The following is an 18,089-nucleotide window of genomic DNA, read 5'->3' on the forward strand; positions in this document are numbered from 1 at the left end:
CGAAGTCTGGTCCATTTCCTCCTTGAAATAGTGGTTACGATAGACGATAGGGGATAACCGCCGGGAAAGAGTGTGCGTGCATTAGTTAGCAGCCATAGGCACCTGTTTTGAGATAGGGGATCGTTCCCCTATAGTAGATATACCATGTCTAAATTTCCTTGTCAATGCTCTATTGTAATAAATTGCCGTTAATCCATCATTGTAGGAGGGGCAGTAGTTTCTCTAACGATCAGTTCAACCGGAAGAACAATGGTCGGGAAAATAGTTATTTCGCCATTAATCAACTCAAATAAGTGCTCTGTTGCTACCTGCCCGATCATTTCAGGATATTGATGGATGGTTGTCAGGGGTGGTTCTACAATGGTAGGGATAGCGATATCATCAAAACCAATCAGTGAGAGATCGCGTGGTATAGATAAGCCATGATCACGGGCATAATGCATCACACCAGCGGCCATACGATCATTCATATTAAAAATAGCCGTTGGACGGCGCGCCCCTCCAAGTATTTTCTGGGCCGCCTGATAGCCGCTCTCAACTGTAAAGTCTCCAAAGGCGACTAATTGAGGATCGAGCTCGACGCTCCACTCGGCCAGAGCATCGCGAGCGCCCCGCATACGTTCCTCAACAGCAACAACAAAATTCTGCGGACCACTGATAATTCCAATGGTGCGATGACCCAGTGTAAGCAGATGTGAGAGTGCCTGGTAGGCTCCTAGACGATCATTAGAATGGACGCTATTGATTTGCTTGAGATCCTCACGGTAACCGGCAGAGACGCGTGGAATGCCCAATTCATCAAGCACCTGATCGTCGATGCCGCCCTGATGTGACTCCAATGTTACCACCCCATCCACATAGCCGGTGCGCAGAAAACGATCATAGACGCCTTGCTTATCTGTTGGTTTAGGGATAAACAACAACACACTATAATCATGGCTGCTGGCGGTACTTTCCACACCTAGAACAATATCCAGAATAAAAGGATCATGGAATAAGTGATAAGGATGATGAGGAACGATCAGACCAATGACATATTTGCGATTATTTTTCAGTCCACGCGCCGCAAGGTTGGGCGAGTACTGTAACTGGGTCATAGCCTCCAGGACGCGTTTCCTGGTCTCTTCACTGACATATGGCGTATTAGACAATACCTTTGAAACCGTTGTCTTCGAGACCTTTGCCAGGCGTGCAACATCATAAATTGTGGCCAAGAGTACCATCCTTCTAGATATAGTCTGCAATAAAGGACCGCTAATCATTTTTCCTTAATTTAAACAGAGCTATGCCAATAATTGTAACAGTTTCATTGTTATAATCCTAGCAATTTAACCTTTCTGCCGGGGGCTTTTTACTTTTCCTCTTTGGCGCCTGCGGCGCCGGGTTGGGAGTGTGGAGTGTGTGGTAGGTAGCTGCGGCCGCCCACCACACGCTCCACACTGAAAATAATGTATATCTTCTCGCTTGTTCGTGATCTCTGGACAAACAGTAAAAAGCCCTGCCTTTTTCTATGCGTGTTGAAAGGCCGGTTGTTATAGCGCGGAAACTTTTTTTGCGTTTCAAACGTTCTGCCTATGATGTGATATTAAGTTCAAGAAAGGATTATAATGATATGGTTATGGGATACACAAAGCCGCTCTATATCTTACCATTTGACCATCGCGCCTCTTATATCAAAGGTCTGTTTGGTTGGAAAGAGCCATTGAATGCCGAGCAGGTGGCCGTGGTGGCGGAAAGCAAACAGGTTATCTATGAAGGCTTCAAAAAGGCGCATGTCTCCAAGGATGTCGCAGGTATCCTTGTCGATGAGCAATATGGTATTAGTATTCTACGCGATGCCGTTCAGCATGGCACGATCACAGCTGTCTCGGTAGAGAAAAGCGGGCAGGATGAATTCGATTTTGCCTATGGTGATGATTTCGTACAACACATTGAAGCGATTAATCCCACCTTTGCCAAGGTCCTGGTACGCTATAATCCTGAGGGGATCACGCCATGAATCAGCGCCAGGCCCAACGGCTCAAGCGCCTCTCCGACTACTTACAGCAATCGCAGCGACTATTCATGTTTGAGCTGCTCGTGCCCCGGAGGCCCAACAACTTGAGGCGCTTGATCATGATAAAGATGCCTATGACACTCAATTGCGTCCGCGCCTGATGGTGCAGGCTGTGCGGGAATTGCAAGAGGCTGGTGTAGAGCCCGATGTATGGAAGATTGAAGGGTTGGACAACCGGGCCGATTGTGAAAAAATGGTTGAAGTTGCTCGCAGGGATAATCGTAATAATGTCGGACTGATTGTGCTAGGTCGAGGAGCGAGCCGAGATCGTGTTGTGCATTGGCTACAAACGGCGGCCAGCGTGCCCGGTTTCATTGGCTTTGCTGTCGGTCGCACAAGTTTCTGGGACGCGGTTGTCGCTTTCGAAAAGAAGCAGCTGACAATGGACAAAGCGGCAGAGCAGATCGCGAAAAATTTCGAAGAGTGGAGCCAGGTATTCGAAGAGGGAAAGAAGGGTGTGAAGAGATAAAACAGAGGAGGGTCAGTATTGTCACTGACCCTCCTCTGTTTTCCGGTGTGGAGTGCGTGGTGGGCGGCTGCGGCCGCCCACCACGCACTCCACACCGGAAAGAAGGTCCATCGTATCGCTGGCTCGTGATCTCCCTGCGATCGCTGGACGAACATTACAAAGCCCTGTCTGTTTTCAGGCCTTTAAGCCTTTAAAGTTTATAGAGAGGTGGCGTGGGCCACGCAAGGCGGCATTATCGCGATAGGGCGGGGGATCAACGGCCAGTGTGGGCTCGATGAGTCGACGACTAAGCTCACCAAGGGCAATATGTGCTTCGATACGCGCCAGGGGGGCACCTACGCAGTAATGGATACCGCTACCAAAGCCCAGATGCTCATTGTCCTGGCGGTTAGGAATGAACTCTTCAGGTCGTTCGAAGCGTTGGTCATCATGGCTTCCGGAAGCCAGCACCAGGATGATAGTAGCTCCTTTAGGAATGGTGGTACCAGCGATCGTAATATCGGCCAGCGCAGTACGGGTCCTGAAATGAACAGGCGGATCGTAGCGGAGCAGCTCCTCGACATAGGTAATGATCAAGTCAGGATCCTGACGCAAATGCTCCAACAGTTCTGGCGAACGTACCATGGCCAGGGTACCATTAGTGATCAGATTAACGGTCGTCTCGTGTCCAGCAATCAGGAGCAGGATGGCAGTACTGATCAACTCACGTGGTGACATGGCGCCATCGACATCATCAGCCTGCATCATACCTGAGAGCATACTATCGTCTGGATGTTCTTTCAGCTTCTGCAGCAACTGTCCCATATATTCGCGAATCTGCATGCTAGCATCCATAATTTGCTTTTGCTGCTCTTCAGATTGCACCTGTCCCGGATCGAGGACGGTGGCCAGAAGTTCGGCCCAGGCATGGAAGCGCACTTCATCTTCACGGGGCACTCCCAATAATTGACAGATGACCGTAACCGGTAGAGGATAAGCCAGATCATCCACGATATCGATCTGACCGCCCTGGGCATGTTTGTCCAGGTGCTCTTTAACGATCTGATCGATATGGCTTCCCATATTCTCAATACGCTCAGGAGTAAACTGGCTCATCACAATGCGGCGCAAGCGATCATGATTGGGCGGATCTTGAAAGATAAAGGGCGGCACAATCTCTTCTGGCTCAGTGACGGGTTGGCCCTGTGCTTTCATTTGCGCCCGCTTCTGCTCGGCCTGTTGCATAGCGCGCTGCTGGGCAGCGGATTTGCGCATATCTGAGCTCACGCGGGGATCGTGCAAGAGAGCGACGACCTCATTATAGGTACTGACCACATAACTGCCATCCTCTTGCAAGGCGACAGGCGTCTCGCGAAATTGTTCGTAAAGAGGATATGGATTAGCGATATGTGAATGATCCAAAATTTGTTTAAAATCTATTTTCGACTGCTGTGCCATAAACATCTATCCTTTCATCTATCCGCATGATGCACTCAGGCATGCTGGACCACGGCTGGAAAACCAGCTTTTTGCGACTGCATATCCACTGGCTGGTCGGGCGCTGAGAATTGAGGTGGATAAGTTGCCCCAGTCTCAATGAGCGTGTTATATGCTTCTAGCCAGCGACCTTGATCAAAAGTGACGGCCCCGATCACGCGACCCTGACGGCCATAGGCGGCGACAAAGCGGTACTGCTCGACCGAGCCCTGTGTTACCATAACCTCATCCCCCAGATTGGGAAGTCCGGCCGATTTGATATTGATGCCAAACTGGCTGGACCAGAAAGATGGTATATGTTTATACTCTTGATAGTTTACTGTTGCGCTGAGCATGTTATGGGCTGCGTTCCTGGCCTGGTCAACGGCGTTACCCCAGTGTTCAACGGCGATAAGATCGCCATCGCACAGATGTTGTGGCCAGCGCGCCACATCGCCCGCGACAAAGATCCCTTCGATGGCCTGGCCCTGGGTGTCCAGGACACGGCAAAAAGTATCACAGACAACGCCACGCTCATCAGCGGCCAGCCCTGAACCCTGCAACCATTCTGTATTATGCAACGCTCCTAGAGCCACAACTGCGATATCCACATCCAGCAAACTTCCATCCGCCAGGCGAGCGCGGTCGCAAGTGCCCTGCTTCATCACCTTCAAAGGCAGCCACAGTCATCCTGGTACGCAGGTCAACACCATGTTGCTGCTGTAGGCGGGCTACGATCCCACCAATGCTGCTGCCAAGCGCTCCATACAGCGGTGAAGGGCCGCGCTCGACCAGGGTTACCGGCAGATCCAATTCGCGACATACACTGGCAACCTCGCAGCCAATAAAGCCACCGCCAGCAATCAAGACACGTCCGGGCTTACGCGCCAGGCGCTCATGTAAACGCTGCGCATCATCCCGATCACGGATCAAAAAGACCCCATCCAGTTTGCCACCCAATTCTGCGGGCCAGGGTCGAGCGCGTGTGCCGGTCGCGATCAATAGCTGATCAAAGGCGAGCTGTTCGCCATTACTCAAGGAGACCTGGCGTCGCTCCACATCTAAAGCGGTCGCCGCCACTCCTAATATCCACTGTGCGTGCACATCCTCAAGCATAGCGAGCGGTGTATGTTCTACAGGCAGGCGTCCGGCCAGGACCTGTTTGGAGAGCGGTGGACGATCATAGGGTAAATATTTCTCATCTCCTACAATCGTCAGCTGACCCGCAAAACCGTTGCGGCGCAGTGCCTCAGCCGCACGCAGACCTGTCAGTGAGGCCCCTACTATCACGATCCGCTCGTCTTTTTCGCAATCCCTGTGCGCGATCACTATTCATGAGCAGCGGACCTCTCTTCTTGATCCTCATAGGACTCACCAATATAGATAGCCTGGACTGGACATGCTTTAGCAGCCCGAATGACATGCAGGCGACGCTCGTCACTGGGGGCGGGATCGAATTCTAAGGCTTCTTCTCCATGCATTTTAAACACAGTTGGATCGGCGAAACAACACTGCGCGTAGCCCTGGCAGCGATTAAGGTCAACGGAAATTCTCATCTATCTGCATCCTTTCCTGACAGTTTGGACTGTTTAGCTGTAATGGACAAATAATAAATGTGAGCGAATTACTCACATTTATTATTTATACGATTCTCGTAGCTGTTCGGTTACAATGAAGAGGGCGATGCAAGCATGGCTCTTTGGCGCCTGCGGCGCCGGGTTGGGAGTGTAGAGTGGACATCATGTTGTTTGCTCGAGATCTCCCTGTTTGCAGGAGGGAGGAGGTTGAGGCCGCCCACCGCCCACTCCACACATGAAAGAATGGACATCGTGTTATTAGTTCGAGATCTCTCTGCGATGCAGGGAAGTTATGCTATACTTGGCTTGATTTATGATAATATTGCTGTAGTATGAGGTTAGGAAGAGAGTAGAAAATAAATGGAGCAGGGTCAGATACAAGGGGATGAGAAAGTTGCATCCACAACGCTTTTACGCCGCCAGCCTCAGCAAACACGTGGACAACAACGCGTAGCGGCGATTCTAGATGCTGCCGAACAGCTCTTCGCCGAGATTGGTTATCAAGCCACGAGTACCAATGCTATCGCCATCCGTGCTAACACATCGATTGGCTCGCTCTACCAATTTTTCCCGCATAAAAAAGCGATCTTGCAGGCTGTAGTTGCGCGCTATCACCAGCAGTATCGTGACTTGATCGAGACCATCCTGACCGATGATTTCTTTTTTCAGCCGCTCTCAAGCTCTTTTGATCGTTTTTTTAGCGCTCTTATCACGTTGCACGCAACGCATGGTGGTGTACGCGCCTTCTTCATCGGTGCGAATAACTCGAGCGAATTTGCAACTGAAGCCCAACAGGTCCATCAAGAGCTGCTCACCCGACTGGATCAGCTGCTAGCCGCTCGCGCTCCTGGACTTAACAGCAACAAGCGGGCCCTTACCCTGCGCATCCTCTACACCACTACCCAATCCCTGCTGGAGCTATCCGAAACCGTGCCAGGAAGCGACCAGGTCACCGTCCTCACCGCTCTTAAAACCATGATCCTTGCCTATCTTACCCCTTTATTCGATGCCGAAGCCGTTGAGTAGAAATAAGAACCTGAGCGAGACCTTTCGTAGAATAATAAGTTCATGCCGAACTTCGCGGATCATATTTTTAATTGACCTATCATTAGTTGGCTGGTCATTAGTTGGCTGGTCATTAGTTGACAAATAAACTAATTATATTGTATATAAATACGTGGGATACAATTTTTTGCTGTTACAAGGGGCAAAATAGTTTTCCCGCTGCTATGTTGGTTGGTCATTGTTTCCATATCTCATGATAGTTGTATTGATCGATGAAGAGAGATACATATATGGAGGACACATACCATGCAAGGAAATGGATTTCCTCTCCGTCCGGATCAGCGTAGGGGCTGGTCGCGTTTTTATACCTACATCTCCTTATTTCTTGTCGCCGTAATTATAGCAGTGGCATTAGTGACGCTTTCTCCGGCCAGGCTTGCGCGGGCACATACGGCCACAGATTGGACCTCGCGCTCTATTTACTTTATTATGACTGATCGCTTCAGTGATGGTGATACCTCCAACGATAATTATGGTGGTTTCAACTCCAACACATCCGATCCTACCGCCTGGCATGGCGGCGATTTCCAGGGGATCATCAATCACCTGGATTATATCAAGAACATGGGCTTTACAGCGATCTGGATTACGCCAGTGGTCATGCAGCACGACGATCACGCCTATCATGGCTATTGGGGCTATGATTTTTATTCCATTGATGGGCATCTAGGCACCATGAGTGACCTTCAGCAACTGGTGTCGCAGGCCCATAGCCGCAATATCTGGGTCATGTTGGACGTGGTTGCCAACCACACAGGCTACTACAATTACAATACGCCCACCTTTCCAGATTACGTTGACTACCATCACAATGGCAATATCACCGATTACAATAATCAGTGGGATGTTGAAAACGAAGACGTTGCCGGGCTCAACGACCTGGATCAGAGTAATTCCTATACACGCTCAACCTTACTCAGCAATATAAACTGGCTGGTAAACACGACTGGTGTGGATGGGCTGCGCGTAGATACGGTCAAACATGTGCCCAAGGATTTCTGGGGAGCATATGCACAGAGTGCTGGCACCTTTACCATGGGAGAGGTCTTCAATGGAGATCCAGCCTACGTAGGTGACTATACCCATTATCTGGATGCCGTGCTGGACTATCCAATGTATTATACGATCCATGATGTATTTGGGCAGAATCAGTCCATGCAGAACATCCACAATCGCTACAGTTCAGATTACCAATATCGAGATCCTCTCACGAATGGTCTCTTTATCGACAACCACGATGTCGACCGCTTCCTGTGTGATGCCAGCGGCAACCCCTCCGCCACCTGGGATAAATGGCCACAGCTAGAAATGGCGCTCTCCTTCACTTTCTCCAGCCGTGGTATCCCGATCATGTACTACGGCACGGAACAGGGTTTTAGCGGTTGCGCCGATCCAGCCAATCGTGAAGACATGTTCAACTCATTTAGTACGACGGGCACGCTATATAACTACATTGCAAAACTCAACTATGCGCGCAACTCGAACCCCGCGCTCCAGAACGGCACGCAACTTGAAAAGTGGGTTGATGATACCTTCTACTCTTTTGAGCGTGAAGAAGGTTCAAACGACGTATTGGTCGCCATCAATAATTCCTGGGGCAGTCGTACCGTCACCATACCAAATCTAGATAATTTCAGTAATGGGCAAACCCTGCACGACGAGTTGACGGGAACGGCCTATACATTATCTGGAAACAGCATTACACTCACACTTAATAGCCACCAGGCGGTTGAATTGACAAACCGCTATTAAGTTCTATGAAGTTCTATTAAGTACCTTGTAAACCTGACGATCACAGATGTGACAGGGATAAGGCAACTAAGAGACCAACCAGATAGCAGAGGTGAAAAGAGGCCGCGCATCGGGGCTGTTGAAGAGAGATGCGCGGCCTCTTGTATCAGGCGTCTACTGATTTTTGGAGCACGGGTTTAATATCCACGACCGGTGTGCCATCGAGCGCCTCTATGGGTCCTACTTTTAAGCGATGCCCGGCTACTTCCAGCACTCTTACCCGGTGCAGGCCGAGTGGATTTGGCCTATCGGGAGAGCGGGTGGCAAAAACGCCGCTCAAAGGTATATTTGTGTTCCCACGAGGATGCACCTTCAGCACATCGCGATGAGACTGGTGAAGCCATGTGATCAGGATAATATCCTGGCCCACTGCTATCCCCTCTAAGCCCTCTGCAAAGGCGGCATACACTTCGAGCCATGCGTCAGGTGCGCCTTCATAGCCTTGTTTGGGAGCACCTTCACGACTCTTGATTGGTGAATGAAGAACGCCAAGCGGGGAAAGTGAATAGTCAATCTCTGACATAATGCTTTCTCTTCCTTCCGGGTGCTATTGTATTTGTTCTACTTTCTCTTCAATCATATTGAGTAGTTGATTTACTTTTTTGTGATCCAGTGGCTTATTGGTTGTGCCGGCGCGTAAAGCGAGGGCCTGCTGAAGAAGATCATTATCGACGCCATGTGCTTTGGCCCACGCTACCGCTGCTGTTTTGGATGACAACTGATGCTCTTCGGCGAAGCGCCATCCACGGCATGCATTGAGGACGCTGGAATAGCCAGACTCATCATGTTCGATATGCCAGCGCAATGAAGTGAGAAGAGCATTGAGGGCCCATGTCCTGGGAATAACGCCGAAGACTGTGTGAGCAGCCGGGCCAAAGATACTGATCCCGTGTTCGCGGGCAATCAGGCGATCGAAGATAAACCAGTGAGCTGGTTCTGCTTGTGGACCATAGGTAACGTGAAAGGGCATGTGTGGTCCTGAGTTAAGATTTAATTCAAAGCCAGCATCAGGCGCCGGGTGCGCGACTTTTTCCTGACAATAGAGTACAAATTCACATCCGCGCGTTGGGCATGGTAGGGACGGATGGGCAAGCAAGGACACGATCTGTTCTTTCTCTTCCTGGCCAAGCTGGCGGGCGCATACTCCCTGGATATCGATGTCGCTTCTACCAGGAATAAAGCCACCCAATGCAGCGGAGCCAACGAAATAGACCCCGATTAAATCCTCATGCAGATAGCCCTGAAGTGACTGAACCACCTGCAACGCATAGGCTTGAATTTCAGGTGGCAGGGTATGCCAACGCCTATCAGGATCGACTGACATTTTTCTTCTCCTTGTTCCTCCAACTTTACCAGATCGGACGCTTACTTGCAACGTAATCCTCTACTTCTTCATGGCTTCGATGCTAAGTGTTATCAATAACAGCACTCTTACTCTATAATAGCAATGCTTAAATTTGCATCATTTCGCTGTTCTGTTCGTATTGTTGTCAGGTAAGAAATTGATTGTCAAGAAAGGTTATAAGCATGAAGAAAAAAAGATTGGCTGACAAGGTTCTTTCCTGGTCCAGTGGAGCGTTGATTGCACTGTCTGGTATTTATTTTGTAGGGAAGCTTCTTGGAAGAAAAAATTTGGACAAGAAAAATGATGCAGTCCATCAAGCTGCTCCAATCTGTGAACATTGTCAAAAGAACGTAAGTCGTGTGCGTGTCGAACGGCTAAATGCTGGTCGTCGTGAGTCACAATTTCTGTGCCAGGAATGTGTGGACGAGCTTATGCACACAGCGGGGATTAATGGGTGATCGGATCATCAAGAGATCAATTGAGTATTCATTTTTGGTGTTCAAAGGTGAGGACGTGTACCAGATAGATAAGGATGAGAAATATTATGACCTGGATGGCAAGGGGCTCATAAATTTTGCCCGCTCTTAGAATGCGCGCCTGGATATTGGGGATTGGACGCAGATATAGTACGAATATATAACGATAGAGCAGAAACATGAAATACAAGTCATGTTTCTGCTCTATCTCGTCTTGTAAAGTAGTGTAATATTCAGGTAATTAGCTGTTGCCCCACCTCACAATAGTTACGCCGTTTTATGTAGCACAAAGCGCTAAAAGAGATTGAAGACGCCACCAAGAGATTCCCAGCCTTTGATGGAAGGGTACCAGTGTGAGCCAGTCCAGGCTTTATGATACATACTATTGTCGGTCCCAAGACCAAAGATGTCGAGTCGATTCGGACCCCAGGAAACAGCTCTAGGGGGGTATTAAAATTGCCACCGAGAGATTCCCAGCCTTTGATGGAAGGGTACCAGTGTGAGCCAGTCCAGGCTTTATGGTACATACTATTGTCGGTGCCGAGGCCAAAGATGTCGAGGCGGTTCGGACCCCAGGAGACAGCACTGGGAGGACTGTTGAAATCGCCACCAAGATATTCCCAGCCAGTGACGGAAGGGGACCACTGTGAACCAGTCCAGGCTTTATGATACATAGCATTGTTGGTGCCAAGGCCAAAGATGTCGAGACGGTTTGGACCCCAGGAGACAGCGCTGGGAGGACTACTAAAAATGCCGCCAAGGTATTCCCAATCCGAAATGGAGGGGGACCACTGTGAGCCAGTCCAGGCTTTATGATACATGCCGTTGTCGGTGCCCAGACCAAAGATATCAAGACGATTAAGGCCCCAGGAAACAGCACTGGGAGGGCTATTAAAGACACCACCCAGAGCTTCCCAATCCGAAATGGAAGGGGACCACTGTGAGCCAGTCCAGGCTTTATGGTACATGCTGTTGTCGGTGCCGAGGCCAAAGATGTCAAGGCGATTTGGACCCCAGGAGACAGCACTGGGAGGGCTATTAAAGATGCCGCCGAGAGATTCCCAGCCTGAGATAGAAGGGTACCACTGTGAGCCGCTCCAGCCTTTATGGTACATGCTGTTGTCGGTGCCAAGGCCAAAGATGTCAATCCGATTCGGGCTCCAGGTGGTAACGCCAGGTGTGCTATTAAAGATGCCGCCGAGAGCTTCCCAACCAGTGACGGAAGGATACCATTGTGAGCCACTCCAGCCTTTATGGTACATGCCGTTGTCAGTTCCAATGCCAAAGATGTCGAGGCGATTGGGGGACCACGTCGAGGCTCCCGCGCTAGAGGCGCGAGGAGTAATTGCAAACTGAGCATTTGCCGCCAGAGCGCTACTGGTATTGAACAAAGGAAGCGTATTACCTGCAACAGCGACGCCTGCAATGCCGGCTAAGACGACACGTCGGGATATCCTGTTGTCTGTGAGGCCTGGTAAAGACCCAGAAGCAGATTCATGTTCGTGCATTGAAATCAATCTCCTATTAATAATGATGATAGTTTGTGGCTATGCTTACTCCCTTTTCATTGTACTGATGCATTAAAAAAAGATTGTGCACGAGGAATCGATTTGATACTCTGGCTCAAGGAGAAAACATTATCCTTTCAGGTGTGTGGAAAATGAGAAGGTGAATAGTGTCAACGCTGGTTTGACTAGAGATGCATCTGTGCCAGTGCCAGGAAGTGAGGCTACTTGAGTGGCTAGTGTGGTTATTTATGAGTGGATGAATTAATGGAAAAGCCCCATCCGAGTGCTTTATTCTCATGCAGGATGGGGCTTTTCCAGGCTCAGGGGGCCTTCCAAGGCGCTTCTTTATTAGATGTGGATCGAAAAAGTCCCAGCGATTTTGCAAGGAGCGCGTAACCCAGAAATACTCCTATGCATTCCAGGCCTACAAAAACAGTGATTACCAGAACTAAGCGCTCTGACTGCTGTGGATCAAATCCCTCCCCCAGTAATTCCATACAAGCTAACCCCAAGCCTACCAGTATTGACAGAATGACAATGATATTCCAGGTATGCTGGCGTGGATTTAGCCAGCTCAGTACAGCATGCATAAAGGGCCAGGCCAGCACCGTTTCCCAGAGATGGTAGAAGATGCTGAAGTGGTTGGTGTGCGTCTTTAGCCAACGGTATGTTGATATAAGATCATCGATGCAATCCTCAAAAAATGTGGCAGGATAGGGCGTGATGGCCATGCCCAGTGCCCATACAAGTATCCAGAAGAATAATATGCCAGAGAATGCTGTGAAGAGTGCTCCTGGTACTCCCTGACGCCAATATTCAGGATAAAAAACGATGAAGAGTATGTCCACAATGGAAAGGCCGAGCGCCCTGACCCATGTATTTTGCGTGGAGAGGAGACGTATATTGAGTGCTGAATGATGGATATACCAGCACACAAACGCCGTGAGAAGAGCCATGCCTGCAGTCAACGCAGCGAGCACGAGCCCCGCGGGTTTATCAACCCAAACCGAAAGGTGGCGTAGCATAGCCACGACATCGGCAACTAATGTCACCGCGATCGACAGGCAAGCGAGATATGCTCCTCGCACCAGGAGTAGTTTCTGGCTATCTAACTGCTGGTTGGCTTGATAGGGACGAAAAGCACGCAATAATGAGAGCAAGGCAGCAAACAATGTAAACTGAACACCAATCGAGCCAACCGCATCATATGGATCTTCAGCAAAAACATTGATCGGCATTAAAGCTGGATTATGCTTGCTCACTTGAAAGAAAAGATAAAACAGGATGGATAGTACGAAGGTGAGCAAGGCGAACACTTTCAGTGATCTAGGCATCATGCTGGCACCTCAAGCGTTTTCTTAAGCAACATATCACTCACTTACTCCTTTACATCGCGTTTCCAGGTTGGAACGACGGCGAGAATACAGAAGACGAGCATATAGGTGAAAATAACCCAGAGCGCATGTGAGCCACTAGTTGACACCAAAGGCGCTGGGCCAATGGCGTCAAAGCCGTTCTGTGCCTGTTTGGGTAACAAAAGCTCAGGTAAGCGATTGAGCAATGGTCCAAGAAAGTAGGAGGTGGCATTCGCCCAAAGCGTGCTCTGGGTCAGACGTGCTAGTAGACCCATGAGAAGAACGCCCATGTTATCGATGGCAAACCAGGCCAGCGAGGCACTCAGGCCAATCGTCAATGAGCGTCCAAACGCATTCATAGCCACGGCTAGCAAGACCGTTGCTCCCATACTAATCATAACCGCCGACAGACAGATTTCCGTATGAGACCAGAAAGCAGGCGTCAAGGAACTAATGGCATCAAGATTTCCTGCTAGCAAGATGATCGCCAGGCAGATAAGCAGTGCTGTCAGCAGGGAGAATAGGATTACCAGTGCCAGGGCAAGCAGCGCCAGCAGTGCGCTTTTTGCCAGCAATAATTGGATGCGGCCAGTACCCCGGGCCAGCAGAATACGAATCGTACCATACTGATAATCGCGTCCAATGGTATATGAGGTCAGGATCAGCAGCACGATGCCTACCATGATGCGGAACGCGGCCAGATTGCTTTCCATCATACTATAGAAAAAGTGAAGCGGGGTATGATGTAGATCAGACGCAGCCCCTGGCGATGAGTAGAGTAGCAAGAAGGACAAAAGAAAACCAACAGTGAGAAGGAGCAAGAGGAAACAGAAGAGGCGCGCGATTTTCAGAAACTCGCCGCGCATTATTCCGATGAAACTGGCGTGGGTCGATGTCATGTGCTGAGGATTTGTTGACATATAAGCGGCCTGTGTACTCATGATTATTCAGCTCCTTTTTGCGAATTAGAGTTAATAAGAGAGAAGAAGACCTGTTCCAGGTTTTGTGTGGCCGGGGTAAGGCTCTCCGGAGGAAAGCCAGCCTGAAAAAGGAAAGCAGAAAGTTCACGTCCACTATCCTGTGGGGAAGGTGTAATAAGTTTTCCAGTGGTATCCAGATAGGCCTTTTTTCCCCAGGATTGTTGTTGAATGAGGGCCAATGCTGCTCGGGCCTGTTCAAGCTGCACCACATACTCACCCTGTCCGCGTGTCAACTCCTCTATCTTCTTGTCAGCGACAAGTTTGCCCGCATTAATGACCGCTACCCGTGTGCAGATCTGCTGGACTTCGGCCAGCAGGTGACTGGAGAATAAGATTGTCTTGCCCTCATTTACCAGGCGATGCATAAGCTCGCGCATTTCTACAATCCCCGCGGGGTCCAGCCCATTCGCTGGCTCATCCAGGATAAGCAGATCAGGATTATTGAGCAAGGCAACAGCGAGGCCCAGTCGTTGTTTCATTCCAAGTGAGTAGGTGCGAACTCGATCTTTCTGGCGCGCCTGTAAACCAACCCGGGCCATAACGGCGTCGATGCGTTGTTGAGATACCCCACCAAAGACCGCACCGAACGCACGCAGATTGTCGCGTCCAGTCAGATGCAGGTAGAGCGCAGGCATCTCCACCAAGGCTCCAATACGTGGTAACAGGTGGGCTGGCTCGCTGGCAAGATCGCGTCCAAACAAGGCTATCCGACCGGCAGTTGGTTTGATGAGCCCAAGGATCATACGGATAGTCGTGGTCTTTCCAGCCCCATTGGGACCTAGAAAGCCCACAATCTCGCCCCGCTGGATCTCCAGGTTGAGCTGGTTGACTGCGACACGGTCGCCATAGCGCCTGGTCAAATCAGAGGTGCGCAAGACGATTTCATTTTCTTGAATCGGGCCAGTATTTTTCATGGTGGTTGCGATACTGTGATTGCTCATATAGCTCCTCCTTCGAAAATTAGACATGATGACCTATCAACAGGACATAGGTTATCTAGTGAACGTGTCCTGATGAAAAGTAGTATTATAGGGTGGCCGGCCCTTGTGAGCTGGCCACCAGCCAGTTATTGAAGGTTATTTACTCTATAGCAGTACTCAAAATTGAACGTGTTGAGAGACCTCGCATGAGTGCGATCAGCGCAAGCATGGTAGTAATGGTCATGGCGGCAACGATCCCGATCCAGGTCAGGGAAGTACTCGAGCCAAAGATACCGTCATTGCGCATAAAAAACTGTGGTATCTTGCTCCACAAACCCAGGCCCCAGCTAATAGTCGCCATAAGCATCAAGATCATCGCAACCGTAGCCAGTGTTGCAGCGTGCAAAGCGAAGCGCAGATGTTTTTGCGCGATCTCACAGCGCGCAACTGCTCGACAAAGCGCCCCAGTGCTAATTGTAGCCGCCATCAGAAAGACAGCGGCAAAGGCGCTTCTGGAAAGGATAACAGTCAGAGTGGTAAAAGGAAGTTTCTCCAAGAGAAAAAGTATGCCAAGGAAGGCCGCAAAGGCGAGAATGGGAGTCGCCAGCAGGAAGAGTTGATCTGGGCGTCTTTGTGTGAAAGCATGCTTGATAACGGTTGCAACAATAGGCAGGCCACCAACCAGTATCCCTAGCAGGGCAACCACCGAACCGATAAGCACCAGTGTAAATGAGAGACCGATAGTGGTATCGGTCTGGGAAGCCAGCATAAAAACGCGGTATTCCGATATTTTTTGAAAGGTAAGTCCAGCAATGATAAAACCCACATAAGCAGCAAAGATTGTTAACAATGAATAGAGAAGCGTCTGACGCATCAAAGACACCTTTTCATACGGTGGCTTACCAGTAAGTCCCCAGTGCGGGTGGAGGTGGGCATCGCAGACACCCAAAAGGAGGTTCACTTCATCCTTCAAAGAAGGCGAGCACTGCTCTAGCATTGCCAGCATCTCATCCTCATAACGATCACGCCAGGGGCGCGGATAGAGGCGCAGAATCTGTCTTCCTATATTCATATACTGGCTAACCTCCGTAATCCCATACTGGCAAAAGTTTCCAGTTCGGTAAGCTGTTCTTGCAGGAAAGTAGCTCCGGCAGCGGTTAAGCAATAGGGGCGCCGCCGCTCTTCGGCGGGAAGTGGTTTAATGAGTCCTTGAGTCTCAAGACGCGCGATAGCTCCATAGAGTGTCCCGGGCCCAGGTGTACACCAGAAAAGGTCTCGATATCTTCCATAATGGCATAGCCATGTTTTGGGCTCCCAGCAAGACTTGCCAGGATGAGGATGGGTGGATCAGAAAAGCGACCCAGATTGAACTTATCCATACCAACTCTCTCCAAACCAGAGAATTACGTCCGACGTTATATCGTCCGACGTATTAATACGTTGAACGTAGTATACATGAGAACAAAAGAGCCTGTCAAGGAACTCCGTCAACTTTGATGAATACTGCCTGTCTGCTAGAAGGGCATGTCCACCGCCTAAAATTGATTAAGAGGCAAGGTTACGGGCGAGCCTCCTTTCTTCTGCTGCGCCAACGAGTTCTCTATCAAGTCATGTAAATACTGATGCTGGCTCATTCTGTTCACCATCTGAAAGGGCTTCACGCTAAGCAGGCAGATGGTATTTGTCAAAGTTGACGGAGTTCCAGTATACCTTTTCTTTGTTCTTTTTGATTGACAAGTGCAGGTGCGGCAAGCTATGGTAAAAGGGTTCAATATAGGAATAAAAGAGGAGCAAGATAGTATGCAACAAGATGCCCGGACAACGTCTCAGCCCTCGTGGGCTATGTATGTAAAGGATATTGCGGCGAGCCGTACTTTCTACCTTGAGCAGCTTGGTTTCAGAGAAACAGCCACCGCGTTGCCAGAGACACTGGTGGAAATAGTTGGATTTAATAATGATCCCATCTTGCTGGTTGGCTCTGACGCGGGCGATGCTGCGCCTTACCTGGCAAGTACACATACTGTGATTAAATCTGGCGAGTTTTTGCCCTTTTATTGCCAGAACCTGGATGCGCAACGAGCACTATGGGCCGAGCGTGGTCTGAAGGTCCATGAGACCCAAACTCCACTTGGTGAACCTGCCCTGGTTGTGCCTGATCCGGATGGGCACCTGCTGATCTTTATCGCGCAGGGTCAACGTACCCCCGAGGAGATTATTGAGCTATACGCCCAGGGGCCGCGTCTCCTCCAGGAAACTCTGGAGGGCTTGACTGAGCAGGACCTGAACCTGACAAAGGCGCCAGGCGAATGGAGCATTTGCCAGATGGTGCATCATATCTCGGATGGGGATGATCTCTGGATGCGGGTCGCCAAGGCCGCGCTGACGCGTCCCGGGTGTCTGTATAGCCACGACTGGTACACCACAGACAATGCCAGCGCCGATCTGCTCGACTATGCTGGGCGCGCAATAGAGCCTGCCGTGCAACTGTATAACGCTAACCATGCGCATATTGTGCAACTGGTGCAACACCTTCCCGATGCCCTGGAACGCTATGTCATGTTTATCTGGCCCGGCCAGGAGCCGCAGCGCTTTACTGTCAGGGATATTCTCTACATGCAGGCTGGACATGCAGCTATGCACTGCAAGGATATCCAGGAGATTCGACAGTTGCATCAAAAGTAGCTTTAAGTGGCCCTTGAGTATGAACGGACCCGGAAACAATGCTAGCGTGTTTCCGGGTCCGTTCATACTCAAGGGCCACTTAGGTTTTTCTCCTTTCCCTTCGGCAAAGGGACATTCCCAAACAAGCAAGCTGTGTTCACCAGGGTTGATGGAGTTCCTCATTTGCTTGTAAAGCATGAAGCAATTCATCGGCTTGCTTCCCGACAAGCAACCAATATTCACCAAGTTGACGGAGTTCCATGCGTCAGCAAAAGGAGGAACAAAAATTCTGATCAGGCTCGAAGATCAGGCGATTTTATGGTCCTTTCGACAGATACAGCACCCAGGTGCGCAGGTTAAAATGGCAAGGCTATGTATCACTTTTTCTTCAAGCGCCAGGGGATATATCATCTGCTATTGGTTTCATTCTG

General features: G+C 49.9%; 20 protein-coding genes. 7 read left to right on the plus strand and 13 right to left on the minus strand.

All coding sequences use genetic code 11. From position 1 onward, the window contains the following. Positions 1-188: 188 nt before the first annotated feature. Complete coding sequence (locus EL645_RS38600) at positions 189-1,214, minus strand: LacI family DNA-binding transcriptional regulator (protein WP_161978046.1); 1,026 nt, start codon at positions 1,212-1,214, stop codon at positions 189-191. Between the two features lie 398 nt (positions 1,215-1,612). Between EL645_RS38600 and EL645_RS42125 the strand changes: the two genes are divergently transcribed. From EL645_RS42125 to EL645_RS42135, 3 genes are read left to right on the plus strand one after another with little or no spacing between them, the layout of a single operon-like run. Next, positions 1,613-1,999 carry a DUF2090 domain-containing protein gene (locus EL645_RS42125; protein ID WP_218032291.1) on the plus strand — a complete coding sequence of 129 codons (387 nt, stop codon included), beginning with the start codon at positions 1,613-1,615 and terminating at the stop codon, positions 1,997-1,999. Further along, on the plus strand, positions 1,996-2,157 hold the full coding sequence (locus EL645_RS42130; RefSeq protein ID WP_218032292.1) for a hypothetical protein: 162 nt from the start codon (positions 1,996-1,998) through the stop codon (positions 2,155-2,157). The genes EL645_RS42125 and EL645_RS42130 overlap by 4 nt, the downstream gene beginning before the upstream one ends. An 11-nt stretch (positions 2,158-2,168) precedes the next feature. Further along, on the plus strand, positions 2,169-2,525 hold the full coding sequence (locus EL645_RS42135; protein WP_218032293.1) for a 2-deoxy-5-keto-D-gluconate 6-phosphate aldolase domain-containing protein: 357 nt from the start codon (positions 2,169-2,171) through the stop codon (positions 2,523-2,525). 174 nt (positions 2,526-2,699) lie between these two features. On the opposite strand, the gene EL645_RS38610 is transcribed toward EL645_RS42135, so the two are convergent. Genes EL645_RS38610 through EL645_RS38625 form a run of 4 tightly spaced genes read right to left on the minus strand, consistent with a single transcriptional unit; the run spans position 2,700 to position 5,536 of the window. Next, the gene (locus EL645_RS38610) at positions 2,700-3,962 is read right to left on the minus strand and encodes a cytochrome P450 (RefSeq protein ID WP_126557659.1); all 1,263 of its coding nucleotides are present in this window, start codon (positions 3,960-3,962) and stop codon (positions 2,700-2,702) included. Positions 3,963-3,997: 35 nt separating this feature from the next. Then, entirely contained in the window at positions 3,998-4,591 is a 594-nt protein-coding gene (locus EL645_RS45030) for an oxidoreductase C-terminal domain-containing protein (protein WP_161978047.1), read from the minus strand. Continuing rightward, positions 4,554-5,270 (minus strand): NAD(P)/FAD-dependent oxidoreductase, encoded by a 717-nt coding sequence (locus EL645_RS38620; protein ID WP_161978048.1) that lies wholly within the window; start codon positions 5,268-5,270, stop codon positions 4,554-4,556. The genes EL645_RS45030 and EL645_RS38620 overlap by 38 nt, the downstream gene beginning before the upstream one ends. Positions 5,271-5,308: 38 nt before the next feature. Beyond that, positions 5,309-5,536: a ferredoxin gene (locus EL645_RS38625; RefSeq protein ID WP_126557662.1), complete on the minus strand. Its 228-nt coding sequence runs from the start codon at positions 5,534-5,536 to the stop codon at positions 5,309-5,311. Between the two features lie 381 nt (positions 5,537-5,917). Between EL645_RS38625 and EL645_RS38630 the strand changes: the two genes are divergently transcribed. Then, positions 5,918-6,583 (plus strand): TetR/AcrR family transcriptional regulator, encoded by a 666-nt coding sequence (locus tag EL645_RS38630; protein WP_126557663.1) that lies wholly within the window; start codon positions 5,918-5,920, stop codon positions 6,581-6,583. A gap of 285 nt (positions 6,584-6,868) precedes the next feature. Further along, positions 6,869-8,374: an alpha-amylase family glycosyl hydrolase gene (locus EL645_RS38635; RefSeq protein ID WP_126557664.1), complete on the plus strand. Its 1,506-nt coding sequence runs from the start codon at positions 6,869-6,871 to the stop codon at positions 8,372-8,374. A 145-nt stretch (positions 8,375-8,519) separates the two neighbouring features. Here EL645_RS38635 and tsaA read toward each other — a convergent pair whose 3' ends face one another. Together tsaA and EL645_RS38645 are read right to left on the minus strand one after the other, a co-directional pair. Then, the gene (tsaA, locus tag EL645_RS38640; protein WP_126557665.1) at positions 8,520-8,936 is read right to left on the minus strand and encodes a tRNA (N6-threonylcarbamoyladenosine(37)-N6)-methyltransferase TrmO; all 417 of its coding nucleotides are present in this window, start codon (positions 8,934-8,936) and stop codon (positions 8,520-8,522) included. Positions 8,937-8,960: 24 nt separating this feature from the next. After that, the gene (locus tag EL645_RS38645; protein ID WP_126557666.1) at positions 8,961-9,737 is read right to left on the minus strand and encodes an aminoglycoside adenylyltransferase domain-containing protein; all 777 of its coding nucleotides are present in this window, start codon (positions 9,735-9,737) and stop codon (positions 8,961-8,963) included. Positions 9,738-9,940: 203 nt separating this feature from the next. Here EL645_RS38645 and EL645_RS38650 point away from each other — a divergent pair, with 203 nt between their 5' ends. After that, on the plus strand, positions 9,941-10,216 hold the full coding sequence (locus EL645_RS38650; RefSeq protein ID WP_126557667.1) for a hypothetical protein: 276 nt from the start codon (positions 9,941-9,943) through the stop codon (positions 10,214-10,216). Positions 10,217-10,467: 251 nt separating this feature from the next. Here EL645_RS38650 and EL645_RS42140 read toward each other — a convergent pair whose 3' ends face one another. From EL645_RS42140 to EL645_RS38680, 6 genes are all read right to left on the minus strand, one after another. After that, positions 10,468-11,742, minus strand: coding sequence for a PLL family lectin (locus EL645_RS42140; RefSeq protein ID WP_126557668.1), 1,275 nt, complete (start codon positions 11,740-11,742; stop codon positions 10,468-10,470). A gap of 320 nt (positions 11,743-12,062) precedes the next feature. Then, the gene (locus tag EL645_RS38660; RefSeq protein WP_126557669.1) at positions 12,063-13,079 is read right to left on the minus strand and encodes a hypothetical protein; all 1,017 of its coding nucleotides are present in this window, start codon (positions 13,077-13,079) and stop codon (positions 12,063-12,065) included. A gap of 41 nt (positions 13,080-13,120) precedes the next feature. Next, entirely contained in the window at positions 13,121-14,038 is a 918-nt protein-coding gene (locus EL645_RS38665) for an ABC transporter permease (RefSeq protein ID WP_126557670.1), read from the minus strand. A gap of 2 nt (positions 14,039-14,040) precedes the next feature. Beyond that, positions 14,041-15,018: an ABC transporter ATP-binding protein gene (locus EL645_RS38670; protein WP_161978049.1), complete on the minus strand. Its 978-nt coding sequence runs from the start codon at positions 15,016-15,018 to the stop codon at positions 14,041-14,043. Positions 15,019-15,157: 139 nt separating this feature from the next. Further along, on the minus strand, positions 15,158-16,069 hold the full coding sequence (locus tag EL645_RS38675) for a hypothetical protein (RefSeq protein ID WP_126557672.1): 912 nt from the start codon (positions 16,067-16,069) through the stop codon (positions 15,158-15,160). An 85-nt stretch (positions 16,070-16,154) separates the two neighbouring features. Continuing rightward, a complete protein-coding gene (locus EL645_RS38680) occupies positions 16,155-16,376 on the minus strand; it encodes a hypothetical protein (protein WP_218032294.1) in 222 nt (73 codons plus the stop codon). Positions 16,377-16,797: 421 nt separating this feature from the next. Here EL645_RS38680 and EL645_RS38685 point away from each other — a divergent pair, with 421 nt between their 5' ends. Beyond that, positions 16,798-17,679 (plus strand): DinB family protein, encoded by an 882-nt coding sequence (locus tag EL645_RS38685; RefSeq protein WP_161978050.1) that lies wholly within the window; start codon positions 16,798-16,800, stop codon positions 17,677-17,679. Positions 17,680-18,089 lie beyond the last annotated feature (410 nt).

The sequence above is a fragment of the Dictyobacter kobayashii genome (genome assembly GCF_003967555.1).
Classification (GTDB): domain Bacteria; phylum Chloroflexota; class Ktedonobacteria; order Ktedonobacterales; family Ktedonobacteraceae; genus Dictyobacter; species Dictyobacter kobayashii.